Source organism: Flintibacter sp., from assembly GCF_046973065.1.
On sequence record NZ_JBKVXZ010000077.1, the window covers coordinates 1 to 12399 of the forward strand.

Sequence of the window (12399 nt, forward strand, 5' to 3'; positions counted from 1 at the left end):
CCTTCTTTCTTCGCCAGGGGCTTTGCCCCAGGACCCCATCCGCTTTTTATAAAAAGCGGCGCAAAAATTTCCGATGCGTGAAATTTCATTTCACGCTGAGTTTTATCCAGATGAGTGCCAAACTTCCTGCTCCCCCCCTCTCTCAGGCGAGGGCCGAAGCAAAACAGAGTTTTGCAGGAAGTCCTTTTGCCTACTTTTCTTTCAAGAAAAGTAGGAGCTTTCTTACAAGAAAGCGGTTAGAGAATATCGGCACCCACAGCGCGCTCCACGGCGCTCTTCACGTTGGCCATACCGATACCCAGAGAACCTTCCTTCCCAGGAATCAGGATGATAGCAGGCGTGACCGCGTCCTGGTAACGGGCGATGTCGCTTTTCAGCTGAGCGGCCAGCTGCTCGGTAAGGTAGAGGATGGCGTAGTTCTCCCGAGCCATCCGGTGGATGGCCTGCCGCGCCTCGTCCGCGCTGTTTACCGGGCACACCTCCAGCCCCAGGGTCTGAAAGCCCAGCACGCTGTCCGCGTCACCGATCACCGCAATGCGATACATGTCCATCCACCTCCCTTACACATAAGTTTCCCGCAGCCGCTCCCGGATGCGCTCCCCGCTCAGCCCGGCCCGACGGCCAGCCAGAATGGTACGCACGGCGGTGAGCTCTGCCTCTTTGGCGTACAGGTAGCCAATGACTGCCTGCTCCCCAAAGGGCACCCGGCGGGCGGCCTCCAGGTAGGCGGTCAGGGCGTTGTCACACTCCCGCTCAAAGGCGGTGAGGGCTCCCGCTCCCGGCTGGGCCAGCTTACTTCCCAGCTCTGCCGCCGCGGCCAAAGGCCCGGCCTGGAACAAGCTGGAGAGCTCCTCGCCCCGCTGGGCGGCAATGGCCCGTGGAGAGACGCTGCCGCCGGGCAGCAGCACCTGGCTTAAAAAGTCGCTGCCTTTATCCATACGGTGGACCCGCACAGCGGTACGCAGGTTGGCTACGTCCACGCTCAGAGAGACGTAACCCTGCAGAAATTTGCTGCCGGTATCCTTGGCCAGCTGGGCCATCTCCTCATAGCAGGCCCGGTCCAGCACCAAGTCGGACAGCTGAGGGTCTTTGGTGGCGGCCAGAGTCTCCTGAGCCTGCTTCAGGGCAGTGCGGAAGGCGTCACTGAGTCCTCTCAGCTCCTCCTTGCGCCAGCCCTCCAGCAGCTCTTTGGAATCATATCGGCCTCCGGACAGGAGCAACCGCTCCCCATCCTTGCCAAGCGCCTGTGCCTTCACCAGCACTTTGGCGTTGTGGTAATCATACTTGATCTGAAATACATCGGCGATGCGGGTGTCAGGCAGAGCGGTACGGATCTCCCGAAAGGCGGAAGCCCGCTCCGCGGCCAACACCTGCTCCAGGTTTTGGACCTCTATGGTCTCCCCGCCTGCATAGCCGCATTCGGAGAGGACCTTCAGGGCCTCGGCGTCGTCCCGGGCCTCGATCATCCGGTCCATCCGCTCCCGGGTCAGCATCCGGTTTTCCATGGCGTGGATCCGGGTGGAGATGCCCAGGTAGTCGGTATCTTTGATGTGAGACAAGGTATCCCTCCTCACTCTCAGGCTTCAAACAAAATGTCAGCCACTTGTTTTTCCAGCTTCTCCCGCTGCAGCCGCACCAGAGTCTCAAAGGCACAGTTGACCTCGATGGGACCGTCCACCAGGATGAAGCCGCCCCGGATGTTCCGGGTCTCCTCCGAGAGGGACAGCAGGCCGGTGCCGGTGATCTGGGCGGTGGCACTGTTGACCAGCTTGCCCACAAAAGCGCCCACCTTGGAGTCGGTAATGGACTCAGGCAGCTCAGGGGCCACGTTCTTCACCAGGGCCTCGTTGGCGGCCACCACCACCTGCTTGCCAATACGGTTGCGGTCCTTGGGGGAGAATACCAGCTGCTCCTTGCCCGTGGACACCGCCTGAAGCACCAGATGGGTGAGCAGCTGGATGTACTGCTCATCGGGCAGAGCACACAACTGCTCCAGAGCCTTATCAAAGGCCTCGGAGAGCACCTCCTGCTTGGCCGCCAGAGCCAGCTTGCGCTTTTCCATCTCGGCAGCAGATTTCAGCCGCTCCAGGCGCTCGGCGGCAGCCTTCTCGCCCCGGGAGAGGATGTCCTGCCGCTCCCGGTCCACCTGGTCCTGGGTCTGGGTGTGGATGGTCTGCAGCTGCTGCCGGACATCCTCTTTCAGGCGGTCCAGCTCTGCCTGACCATCGGCCTGGATCCGGGCCGTGATTTTTTCAATTCCGTCCATAGCGCATTCCTTTCCCGGCTCAGGCGCTGATGTTGATGATCATCAGCATGGAGGCCAGCAGAGACAGAATGGCGTAGAACTCTACGGTAATACACAGCACCATGCCCTTGGACCAGTCATCGGGCTTCTTAGCCAGAATGTTGATGGAGCCGGCAGCCACACGGCCCTGAGCAATAGCGGAGAACAGGCCGCCCAGCGCCATGGGCAGGCAGGCCACAAAGTACTGCATACCCTGAGCCACAGTGAGCTCGGGCAGAGTACCGGAGAGCAGGCCCATGCGGAACACGGCGAAGAACCACACCACCAGGCCGTACAGGCCCTGGGTGCCGGGGATAACCTGAAGGATCATGACCTTACCAAACTTGCTGGGGTCCTCACACAGCAGGCCGGTGCCCGCCTCACCGGCGATGCCGGTTCCCTTGGCGGAGCCGATGCCGCTGAGCACCGCCGCCAGACCTGCGCCCAGCAGGGCCAGGGCCAAACCACCGATGCTGCCCAGGAACGTTGCGCTCTGCTGCAATTCAATCAGTTGATTCATATCCATTGTGTTGTCCTCCTTTTATTTCACCACATCATAGTAGTTGGTATCCAGCTTCATGGGACGGAAGGGCTTGCCTCCATCCTCATAGAACTTATTGAAGTATTCCAGACATTGCAGACGCAAGTCGTGGACGTAGCATCCCAGCAGGTTCAGGGCAAAGTTAAGGGCATTGCCCAGCATGGAAATGATGATAAAGATCACCACATTCCCCGGGATGGCACCCAGGGTATTGAACACCTGAGCAATGACGCTGCCTGCCAGCATCAGGGCCATAAGACGAGAGTAGGACAGGATGTCGCCAAAATAACCCGTCACATGGTTATAGAGGGAGCCGAAAATGCCGGTGATCTTGCCAAAGCCCTTCTCCGTCAGGATAGGTCCGGCCACCACCATCACGCCACCCAGAATAATCACCAGATTGGTCACACCCAGAATGGCCAGAGCCAGTCCGGCAAAGACCACCCACCAGGTGACCTCCTCCCAGATGGCATCCATCACCTGGCCCCGGCGCAGCTTTTTCACAAAGCTGATGGCCATACCCACCAGGATCTGGACAAAGCCCAGAGCCATGGCTCCCACCAGGATCATCATGGTATCCTCCAGGGGAGTAAACAGAGTGGGCCAGAACCAGACAAAGGTGCTCTCCGGGTTAATAAGCTTCAGGAGCTGAGAAATAAAGTCGCCGAAGAATCCTCCGGTCAAAGCCCCCATAATAAAGGTACTCACACCACACAGCCCAAGCAGGGCAAAGAAGTTGTGCATACCCGCCCGGGGACGAGACTTTTTCAGCACCACCACCGAGGCGATCATCATCAGCAGCCCGTACCCCATGTCGGCCATCATAATCCCGTAAAACAGGATGAAGAAGGGGGCCATCAGGGGGTTGGGGTCCAGCCCGTTGTAGGCCGGCAGAGAGTACATCTCGGTGACCATGCTGAGAGGCCGGGTAAACCAGTTATTTTTCAGCTTCACGGGCACCTTGGGGTATTCCTCCTCGGTGGGATCCCGCAGCTCCCAGGCGCAGGGGTAATTCTTCAGCTGGCTCTCCAGCTGGGGCCAGTTCTCGGCCGGCACCCAGCCCTCCAGCAGGAAGGTCTTCTCCGTATCCAGCAGGCGGCTGCGCCCCTCTTCCCGGTTAATGCGGACCGAAGCACGGTCGGCGGCCTGACGGATGGGCTCGGCCAAACTGGTCAGCTGGGCCAGCTGCTGCTCCGCCTGAGCGCTCTCCTGCTCATTCTGCTCCAACTCCCGGGCAATGCGCTGATCGTTTTCCTTTGCAGTTCCGGTCCAGCCGGACAGGTTCATCCGGAACCATCCAAAGTCCCGCAGCGCCTGGAGCACTTCCTCCTGGGCGCTGGTATGACACACCAGCAGACAGTAGCGCACATCCCGGTCCACATTGGCCTGGGTGAGCTGGGCCAACTCGCTGGCCCCTTCCACCGCCCGCTGCACCTGCTCCAGTTCCACACCCGCGGTGACGGTGCCAAACTGCACCACCATCTCCTGGGTGGAGGCCGTGTCCAGAGGGATATTCAGCTCCAGCCAAGGGGCCAGAGCGGCTCGCTGGGTCAGCAGCTTGCTGTGCTGGGCCTCCAGGGCAGCCAGCTGGCGGTCGGCCTCCAGGACCTGCTGCACCGCCTGTTTTCCCTGCTCCTCCCCGTCAAACAGCTGCTGCCGGGTGAGTCTTGGGCGGGGTGCCAGCAGGCCTCTTCCCTTATCTCCGTGCCGCTTGAGCACCGCCAGAGCACGCTGGGCCGCCTGCAGATCCTCCCGAGCCTGGGAGAGCGCCTGCCCGTCGGGCCGGGAGAGCGTCTGGCTCCCCAGCTGTGAGAGCAGCCCCTGCCAGGTCTGGGGGTCCTGGTCGGGCTCGTCGATCTCCACGCAGCCCATCCCCTGCAGCAGCTCCAGCAGCGCCTCTCGGTCGCTGCGCATGGCCAGTAGCCGCAGCCCCTTCATTTTGACGATTGCCATCAGCTATTCACAACCTTTTCCACAATGAACGCCGCGGCCTGGTCCAGCCGGCCCCGGGCTTTTGTTTTAAACTCCTCGCATTCCTGCGTGGCGTCTTTCAGCGCGTGCAAGGTCCACTGGGCGGCCTCCGCCTCTGCCTTGGCCATCATCTGCCGGACCTGGAGCTCCGCCTCCTGACGGGACTCCTCCAACTGACGGCGGGCCAGACGCTGGGCTTCCAGCACTCGCTGCTTGCCCTCGGCCACAGCGGCCTCCTTGCGCTGTTTCATTTCCTGCTCCAGCTGGGCCACTTTCTTGATCTCTTCCACTGCCATATCAATCACCACCCTGTTGTTTCGTTGTGCGATATTTTGTTCTTGAAACACATTTGATATCTAGCTCTGATTTTAGGCGAAATCGCACAGAATTGCAAGCACATTTTCCCCTCCCCTTCACGGTCCAATCCCTCCCTTTTTCATTTCTAGGCCTTTTTTCCAGTCTTTTCTTTCCTTTCTCTTCCGGTTTTGTTGCTTATTGCACGTTTTTTTACAGTTTGCGCATTTTGTATGAATCCTACTCCCTGCACAGCTGCAAAAAACCGCCCATTTCCGTAGAAATGGGCGGTTTTTATTTCGCATGTGACATTTTAGGACAGGAGCGCCTGGCTGACTGTACTGTCTTGGCTGAATTGTTCCACATACAGTACCAGCCGCTGCTGGGGCGTCTCGATGCCCGCCGCAGTCAGGGTGGACAGCACCGCCTGCTCCTCACCGGCGATCCAGATGCGCTGTCCATACTGGTTGATATTCTGGGCTGTCAGTCCGGAGCTGGTATCCTGGCCGCTGACCTGCTCCTGGCTGACTGCCAGAGACAGAGTCGTCCCGTAGGGCTCCAGAGCCTGAGCTGCCTTTGCCAGAAAATCATCCATCACCTGGGAGGCCGACTGGTCCCCATACTGGATATTGCTCAGCAGGCCGTCCGCCTGGGAGGGATAGCCGCAGTGATCCAGCACGATCTCGTCAAAGCCCATCTGGGCCAGTTCCGTCATCAGTCCAATAAGATAATCCTGAACCTGTTGGTTGGAGGGGTCAGCCCAGTGCATCTCATCTCCATCCTTCCAGCGGTATCCGCTGGTGGTCTGGAGGGTATAGGCCATCTGGCCTCCAATCGCCTCGTCCCGGAAGCAGGACATCCGTGCCACCGTGTACACATCGCCCTCATTCCAGCTTTTCAGCTTCTCATTGACCTGATCATCCTGAGCCTCGGACTGTACGGCAGAAGCCAGACTCTGCTGGCTCTTCCACCCCAACTGTCCCTGGTCGTTTTTCATGTCCACCACGACGCTGTCTCCGCCCTGCTGCTGAACCTGCTGGGCGGCGCTTCCATCCAGAATGGAGGCCAGAGAAACATTCACCCCGTTGGCAGAAGTTTTCTCCTGAGGCTCCTGTTCCTGGGGCTGAGAGGTATCTCCCTGGTCAGAAGAGTCGCTGCCGGGATCCTGGTCGATCACATCAAGATCGCTCACATCGGGCTGCTTGGGCTCACTCTGGAAAAAGGGCAGGTCCACCCGCAGCCCATCATCGGTATAGGAGATATATTTCTGTCCCCACAGCAGGAACGCCACTGCCAGCACAACCAGGATTGCCAGCACAAGGGCGATCCATTTCAGCCAAAAGCTGGCCGATTTACGCCCGCGATAGGAATGATAATCAAATTGAGACCGCCGCACGGCACTGCCTCCTTCCACATTCTGTTGTCGGGACCAAGCCCGATGTTGTAATTACGATGTGAATATTATAGCAACCTTTTTATTCCATGACAACCGGACAATTCTCATGATTTTCTTAAGTTTTTTCGCTCTTTTTCCCCATTCTCCCAAAATGTCCTCTTTTTTCAAATCACCATTCCGCCATCCACTGCCAGCACCTGTCCGGTGATGAAGTCGGCTGCGGCACTGGCCAGGAAGAAGACTCCCTCCGCCACGTCCTCCGGCCGACCGATCCGCCCCAGCGGGGTCTCTTCCGCCAGAGCCTGCATATCCTGGGACGAGAGGTGGGCGTTCATATCGGTATCGATCACACCCGGCGCCACACAGTTGACCCGAATATGAGAGGGGCCAAGTTCCTTGGCCATGGCTCGGGTCAAACCAATCACCCCTGCCTTGGCAGCAGAATATGCCGCCTCACAGGAGCCGCCGGTAAGGCCCCACATAGACGATATGGTAACAATGCTTCCCTTCTGACGGCGCACCATCCCGGGGATGGCCGCACGCATGGTATACACCACGCCATCCAGATTGGTCCCGGCAGTCCAGCGCCACTGCTCATCGGTCAAATCGGTCAGCAGAGCCTGGACTCCGGCCACCCCGGCGTTACAAACCAGCGCATCCAGAGCTCCAAACTCCCGCTGGGCCTCTTCCACCAGCGCCGCGGCCTGCTGCGACTGGGACACATCCCCCTGCAGCGCTGCGGCCCGGACGCCCAGCTTCTCCAATTCCTCTACCAGCTCCAGGGCCTGCTGCCTGGAACGGCAGTAATTAACTCCTACATTCCAGCCCGCCTGAGCAAACCGCCGGGCGCAGGCCGCACCAATTCCACGGGACGCCCCGGTGATCAGCACAGCCGGCCTTCTCTCCTGCTCCATACATCCAGCTCCTTTTCCTTTTCTGCCCACATTTTAATCATTTTACCCCTGCCATGCAACCCTTTTCTGCCGATTCCGCTCTTTCTCCCGCTGTATATATATTTCATAAAGATTTTACATTTCCTCCTTGCTTTTTTCCGCCCGCCATCTATAATATTCTCGATTGAACTAAATTTTTTTGGGCTTTTTTCCCGTTTTATCTCTTTCTTCGAGGTATGTATCCTATGAATCACCTTCTGTTTCTCTATAATCCCACCTCCGGCAAGGGAGGCGCGGCAGGCCACCTGTCCCCCATCCTGGACACCCTCACCAAAGAGGGCTGGCTGGTCACCGCCTACCCCACCCAACAGCCCGGAGATGCCACCCGTATCGTCCGGGAACTGGGCTCTCAGTTTGACCGGGTCGTCTGCTGCGGAGGCGACGGCACCCTGAGTGAAACGGCCGCCGGGCTGATGGCACTGGAGTCCCCGCCCGTTCTGGGCTATATTCCTGCCGGCTCCACCAACGACTGCGCCACCACCCTCCATATTCCTCGGGTCTATAAAAAGGCAGCCGCCCTGGCCGGCAGCGACATCCCACCTCTGGCCTGGGACATCGGCACCTTAAACGAGCGCCCCTTTGTCTATGTCGCCGCCTTCGGCGCCTTTACTGAGGTGGCCTACGATACGCCCCAGGATCTGAAAAACACGTTCGGACATCTGGCCTATGTCATGGCAGGCATCGCCTCCATCCCCTCCATCGCCCCCTACCACATCAAGGTGGAGTATGACGGCAACACCCTGGAGGACGACTTCTTCTACGGCATGGTGTGCAACACCTATTCCGTTGGCGGCATGAAAAACCTGCCCACCGACCGGGTGGAGTTGGACGACGGACTTTTCGAGGTCATTCTGGTGAAAAAGCCGGTGAACATTTTTGAAGTGGGCGCCGCGCTTCAGTCTCTGCTGGGGCAGGCTCCTGCCACCACTGGCAGCGCATTGATCTCCTTCCACGCCTCAGACCTGAAATTCACCTGCGATAAGCCCATCCCCTGGACCATCGACGGGGAATACGGGGGCAGCCAGGAGGTCAACGTGGTACGCAACCACCGCCAGGCCCTTCACATCATTCAGGGTCCGTCCCACGACAAGGCGGTCAACGAATAAGGTTTTCTTCTCAAAGACGGCGGACATCCCGCCGTCTTTTTTTGCCTGCTCTGTGCCGTTGTGTTATAATGAGAACATCTTGAACCACTCAGGAGGCCCATATGGCTCATATCATAGAAATCAGCGACCTCTCCGCCCCAGAGCTGGCCCCCTATACCCAGCTCACCCACGCCCAGCTGCGCAGTCAGCGGGATCCTGAGAAAGGGATCTTCATCGCTGAGAGCGGCAAGGTCATCTCCTGTGCCCTCAAAGCAGGCTGCCAGCCTCTCTCCTGCTTGACAGAATCCAGACACCTCCCCGCACTGACACAGCTCCTCCCCCCTCCGTGGGACAACATCCCCATCTATACCGCCCCGCGGGATGTATTGGCCCGTCTGACCGGCTATGAGCTGACCCGGGGAATGTTATGCGCCATGCGCCGTCCTCCCCTTCCCAGCCCTGAGGAGATCTGCCGCAGTGCCCGGCGTCTGGTGGTATTGGAGAACATTACCGACTCCACCAACATCGGCGCCATCTTTCGCTCTGCCGCCGCTCTGGGGATGGACGGAGTCCTGGTTTCTTCCTCCTGCTGTGACCCCCTCTACCGCCGCTCGGTGCGGGTGAGCATGGGCACCGTCTTTCAGATCCCCTGGACCTGGCTGCATGGGGATGCCTTTCAGTGGCCACAGCCCGGAATCGCCACCCTGCGCTCTCTGGGCTTTTCCACCGCAGCCATGGCGCTGACGGACAACTCCATCTCCATTGAAGACCCGGTCCTGGCCGATGCGGAAAAGCTGGCCATTGTGCTGGGCTCGGAGGGAAACGGCCTGTGTGAGGAAACCATTGCCCACTGTGATTACACCGCCCGGATTCCTATGTACCACGGCGTGGATTCTCTCAATGTGGCCGCTGCCGGAGCGGTCATCTTCTGGCAGCTGCGTGCCAGAGAGAAAAACTAAACGGACAACAAAAATGCCCGCGGCGTCTGCCGCGGGCATTTTCTGTGCTTACTTATTCTTCTGGGCTTCCAGATAGTCGTTGAGCTCGGTGTTCAGGATATCGGTAATAAACATATGGCCGGGGGCGTGGGTAATGACAATGGGGGGCTTGGCATTCTCCACCGCCGCCTGGGGGGTGACACCGCAGGGCCAGAACACAGGCACCTCGCCCTCCCGGATCTCCACAGGATCACCGTAGTCAGGCTTCATCACGTCCTTGACGCCCACCTTCTCCGGATCGCCGATCTGGACAGGAGCGCCGTGGACGTTGGGCATCTTCACGGTGATGTCGTAGGCCTTCTGGGCCTGCTCCGGAGTCATGGGACGCATGGAGCACACCATGGGGCCTTCGAAGGGACCAGCCTTGACGGTCTGGATGTTGGTCTTGAACATGGGCACGTTGCAGCCCTGCTCAATGTGGCGTACGGGAATTCCGGCAGCCATCAGCGCCTCCTCAAAGGAGAAGGAACAGCCGATGAGGAATCCCACATAGCCCTCTTTCCAATACTCGGAGGCATCGGTGATTTCCTTGGTAAACACACCGCTTTCATAGATGCGGTAGCGGGGGATATCGGAGCAGATGTTGCCTCCCTCGCCCATGGCGTGGGTCTCGGGAGTACCCTTGATGATCTCCAGCACCGGACAGGGGAAGGGGTTCTTCTTGGTAAACTCCTCAAAGTCGGCGGCGTACTCCGGAGGGAGGATCACCAGATTGGCCTGGGCATAGCCCCGGCACATACCGGCAGTGGGGAAGTCGATGACGCCCTGGCGGATCAGGCCGCGGACCTCAGCGGGGGACTTGTCGATATAGGGGGTAATATCAAAAGCCATGGGAACTCCTCCTTATTTACAGGTATCAGCCGTCCAGAGCGTGACGCAGGGTCTTCAGAGCGGCCCGCTGGTTGAGCAGAGCATCCTGGGCCTGGCCGATGGATACCTTTTCAAATTTTACCTTGTCGCCTGCCTTCAGCTGGCCCAGCAGCCGGAAGTCGGCAGAGATGACATTGGCGATCTTGGTGTAGCCGCCGGTGGTCTGACGGTCGCCCAGCATGATGATGGGCTTGCCCTCAGAGGGAACCTGGATGGCCCCGAAGGCGATGCCGTCGGAGATAATGTTGCCGTCGGTGACGTGCTGGATGACGGGGCCATCCAGACGGCAGCCCATACGGTCAAACTCGTTGGTCACCGAGTAAGTCTCGCTCAGGAAGGTGTCCAGACCCTGCTGGGTAAAGGCGTCATCCTGAGGACCCATCACCACCCGCAGGGTGTACACCGGGCGGGGGATAAACTCGGGGCTCATGCAGCGGATATTCAGGTTCTTGGGTACACCGGGAGCCCGGAAGCCGATCACGTCGTCCTTCTGGAGCTTGCGGCCCTGATATCCGCCGATCTTGGCCTTCATGTAAGTAGAGCGGCTGCCCATTACCTCGGGGATATCCAATCCGCCGGTGAAGGCAATAAAGCAGCGGCAGCCCGTCTTGGGGGCCTGGAAACGCAGCACCTGACCGGCCTGGACAGTGACCGCCCGATAGGTGGGCATGGGCTGACCGTCCAGGGTGGGCATCAGATCGCCGCCGGTGATGGCGATGGTCTCCGCCTGGTTAAAGAGGAGCTGGGGGCCCATCATGGTGCACTCCAGCACCGCCTCATCCTCGGGGTTACCCACCAGGATGTTGGCAATGGCGGCAGAGCGGGGGTCCATGACGCCGGACACCGACACGCCAAACTGCTGATAGCCCACACGGCCCATATCCTGTACCGTGGTCAGCAGACCGGGGTTCAATACGGTAATGCTCATTTCGCCCCCTCCTTTCTGGGATGACGCTTGCACACATAGGTGCCGGCGGCCTCCTGGGCGGCGATCTCGTCAAACTCCGCCTTGGTAATGGAATAGAACTTGATATACTCGCCGGCCTTAGGCAGGATGGGCTCGGCCCGGTCGGGATCGTACATCCGCACCGGAGTCAGACCAATGAGCTGCCAGCCGCCCGGGGAGTCGATGGGATACACGCCGGTCTGAGAGCCGGCAATGCCCACGGAGCCGGCGGGGATCTTTACCCGGGGCTGCTTGAGGCGGGGAGTGGCAATGGACTCGTCCATGCCGCCCAGATAGGTAAAGCCGGGGGTGAAGCCCAGCATATAGATGAGGTACTCGGTGGAGGTGTGGATCTTGATAACCTCCTCCGGTGTCTTGCCTGCGTGCTCGGCCACAAAGTCCAGGTCAGGACCGGCCTCGCCGCCGTAGAGCACGGGAATCTCCAGCACGTCGCTGGGGGGAATCTGGATCTTGTCCAGCTGACCCAGCAGGCCCTTCATACGCTTCACCAGAGGCTCATAGCGGATAACGCTGGGATCATAGTGGACCATAAGAGAGCGGTAGGTAGGTACTGTCTCCACGATGCCGGGGATCTTGCTGTTCTCCAAGGCGATGTTGAAGGCACGGATCTTCGCGTTGATTTCAGTGCTGATCTCGTTGCCGAACTCCACCGACAGGGAGGTGTCCCCGGTAAGGAGGAATTTTACGTCTGCCATAGCAGGCTCCTTTCTGTGTGATTGGCACGCCCGCCTAAGCGGGCGTGCCAAGTGTCGTCAATCAAGCAAACAGCTTCAGGATGCCGGGGACAGCCTGGATGCCGGAGTACAGAGCGATCACGACCACGATGGCGCCCAGGACGGTCAGCCACATGGGGTGCTTGTACTCGGTGCCCACGATGCGGGTCTTGTGACCGGCAAAGAGCATCACGCCCAGAGTCACAGGCAGGATCAGGCCGTTGAAGGCGCCGGCGATGATGAGCAGGGCAGCAGCGTTGCCCACGATGACCATCATCAGGGTGGAGAAGGCGATGAAGCCAACCACAAACTGGCGCTCATACTTGG

The 12399-nt window shown here is 59.4% G+C and carries 13 protein-coding genes and 1 pseudogene; 2 read left to right on the plus strand and 12 right to left on the minus strand.

The genetic code is table 11. From position 1 onward, the window contains the following. Nucleotides 1-236 precede the first annotated feature (236 nt). The 8 genes from ACLTXB_RS17585 to ymfI form a co-directional block, all read right to left on the minus strand. A complete protein-coding gene (locus tag ACLTXB_RS17585; RefSeq protein ID WP_428227841.1) occupies nt 237-551 on the minus strand; it encodes a V-type ATP synthase subunit F in 315 nt (104 codons plus the stop codon). A 9-nt stretch (nt 552-560) separates the two neighbouring features. After that, a complete protein-coding gene (locus ACLTXB_RS17590; RefSeq protein WP_428227842.1) occupies nt 561-1559 on the minus strand; it encodes a V-type ATPase subunit in 999 nt (332 codons plus the stop codon). A 17-nt stretch (nt 1560-1576) separates the two neighbouring features. Further along, nucleotides 1577-2266, minus strand: a complete 690-nt coding sequence (locus ACLTXB_RS17595) for a V-type ATP synthase subunit E (RefSeq protein ID WP_008979918.1) — start codon at nt 2264-2266, stop codon at nt 1577-1579. A 19-nt stretch (nt 2267-2285) separates the two neighbouring features. After that, nucleotides 2286-2810 carry a V-type ATP synthase subunit K gene (locus ACLTXB_RS17600; RefSeq protein WP_020989452.1) on the minus strand — a complete coding sequence of 175 codons (525 nt, stop codon included), beginning with the start codon at nt 2808-2810 and terminating at the stop codon, nt 2286-2288. 15 nt (nt 2811-2825) lie between these two features. Next, nucleotides 2826-4778 carry a V-type ATP synthase subunit I gene (locus tag ACLTXB_RS17605; RefSeq protein ID WP_428227843.1) on the minus strand — a complete coding sequence of 651 codons (1953 nt, stop codon included), beginning with the start codon at nt 4776-4778 and terminating at the stop codon, nt 2826-2828. Continuing rightward, nucleotides 4778-5092, minus strand: a complete 315-nt coding sequence (locus ACLTXB_RS17610; RefSeq protein ID WP_428227844.1) for a hypothetical protein — start codon at nt 5090-5092, stop codon at nt 4778-4780. The genes ACLTXB_RS17605 and ACLTXB_RS17610 overlap by 1 nt, the downstream gene beginning before the upstream one ends. A gap of 311 nt (nt 5093-5403) precedes the next feature. Further along, complete coding sequence (locus tag ACLTXB_RS17615) at nt 5404-6486, minus strand: putative glycoside hydrolase (RefSeq protein WP_428227845.1); 1083 nt, start codon at nt 6484-6486, stop codon at nt 5404-5406. Between the two features lie 164 nt (nt 6487-6650). Then, nucleotides 6651-7400 carry an elongation factor P 5-aminopentanone reductase gene (ymfI, locus tag ACLTXB_RS17620; RefSeq protein WP_110441268.1) on the minus strand — a complete coding sequence of 250 codons (750 nt, stop codon included), beginning with the start codon at nt 7398-7400 and terminating at the stop codon, nt 6651-6653. Between the two features lie 224 nt (nt 7401-7624). Here ymfI and ACLTXB_RS17625 point away from each other — a divergent pair, with 224 nt between their 5' ends. Next, nucleotides 7625-8545: a diacylglycerol/lipid kinase family protein gene (locus ACLTXB_RS17625; RefSeq protein ID WP_008979912.1), complete on the plus strand. Its 921-nt coding sequence runs from the start codon at nt 7625-7627 to the stop codon at nt 8543-8545. Nucleotides 8546-8646: 101 nt separating this feature from the next. Next, nucleotides 8647-9483 (plus strand): TrmH family RNA methyltransferase, encoded by an 837-nt coding sequence (locus tag ACLTXB_RS17630; protein ID WP_008979911.1) that lies wholly within the window; start codon nt 8647-8649, stop codon nt 9481-9483. A 48-nt stretch (nt 9484-9531) separates the two neighbouring features. Here the strand turns inward: ACLTXB_RS17630 and ACLTXB_RS17635 are convergent, their stop codons facing one another. From ACLTXB_RS17635 to ACLTXB_RS17650, 4 genes and pseudogenes are all read right to left on the minus strand, one after another. Next, on the minus strand, nt 9532-10353 hold the full coding sequence (locus ACLTXB_RS17635; RefSeq protein WP_428227846.1) for a putative hydro-lyase: 822 nt from the start codon (nt 10351-10353) through the stop codon (nt 9532-9534). A 25-nt stretch (nt 10354-10378) separates the two neighbouring features. Beyond that, nucleotides 10379-11320, minus strand: a complete 942-nt coding sequence (locus ACLTXB_RS17640) for a biotin-dependent carboxyltransferase family protein (RefSeq protein ID WP_040648758.1) — start codon at nt 11318-11320, stop codon at nt 10379-10381. Continuing rightward, complete coding sequence (gene pxpB / locus ACLTXB_RS17645; RefSeq protein WP_040648755.1) at nt 11317-12054, minus strand: 5-oxoprolinase subunit PxpB; 738 nt, start codon at nt 12052-12054, stop codon at nt 11317-11319. The genes ACLTXB_RS17640 and pxpB overlap by 4 nt, the downstream gene beginning before the upstream one ends. A gap of 61 nt (nt 12055-12115) precedes the next feature. Next, nucleotides 12116-12399: pseudogene (locus ACLTXB_RS17650) on the minus strand (hypothetical protein); the annotation flags it as partial.

What these genes read in the sequence shown, in the direction of transcription:
- ACLTXB_RS17630 (WP_008979911.1), top strand. Translation starts at nt 8,647, where the DNA reads ATGGCTCATATCATAGAAATCAGCGACCTCTCCGCCCCAGAGCTGGCC.
- ACLTXB_RS17610 (WP_428227844.1), bottom strand. Translation starts at nt 5,092, where the DNA reads ATGGCAGTGGAAGAGATCAAGAAAGTGGCCCAGCTGGAGCAGGAAATG.
- ACLTXB_RS17640 (WP_040648758.1), bottom strand. Translation starts at nt 11,320, where the DNA reads ATGAGCATTACCGTATTGAACCCCGGTCTGCTGACCACGGTACAGGAT.
- ymfI (WP_110441268.1), bottom strand. Translation starts at nt 7,400, where the DNA reads ATGGAGCAGGAGAGAAGGCCGGCTGTGCTGATCACCGGGGCGTCCCGT.
- ACLTXB_RS17625 (WP_008979912.1), top strand. Translation starts at nt 7,625, where the DNA reads ATGAATCACCTTCTGTTTCTCTATAATCCCACCTCCGGCAAGGGAGGC.
- ACLTXB_RS17635 (WP_428227846.1), bottom strand. Translation starts at nt 10,353, where the DNA reads ATGGCTTTTGATATTACCCCCTATATCGACAAGTCCCCCGCTGAGGTC.
- pxpB (WP_040648755.1), bottom strand. Translation starts at nt 12,054, where the DNA reads ATGGCAGACGTAAAATTCCTCCTTACCGGGGACACCTCCCTGTCGGTG.
- ACLTXB_RS17585 (WP_428227841.1), bottom strand. Translation starts at nt 551, where the DNA reads ATGGACATGTATCGCATTGCGGTGATCGGTGACGCGGACAGCGTGCTG.
- ACLTXB_RS17605 (WP_428227843.1), bottom strand. Translation starts at nt 4,778, where the DNA reads ATGGCAATCGTCAAAATGAAGGGGCTGCGGCTACTGGCCATGCGCAGC.
- ACLTXB_RS17595 (WP_008979918.1), bottom strand. Translation starts at nt 2,266, where the DNA reads ATGGACGGAATTGAAAAAATCACGGCCCGGATCCAGGCCGATGGTCAG.
- ACLTXB_RS17600 (WP_020989452.1), bottom strand. Translation starts at nt 2,810, where the DNA reads ATGGATATGAATCAACTGATTGAATTGCAGCAGAGCGCAACGTTCCTG.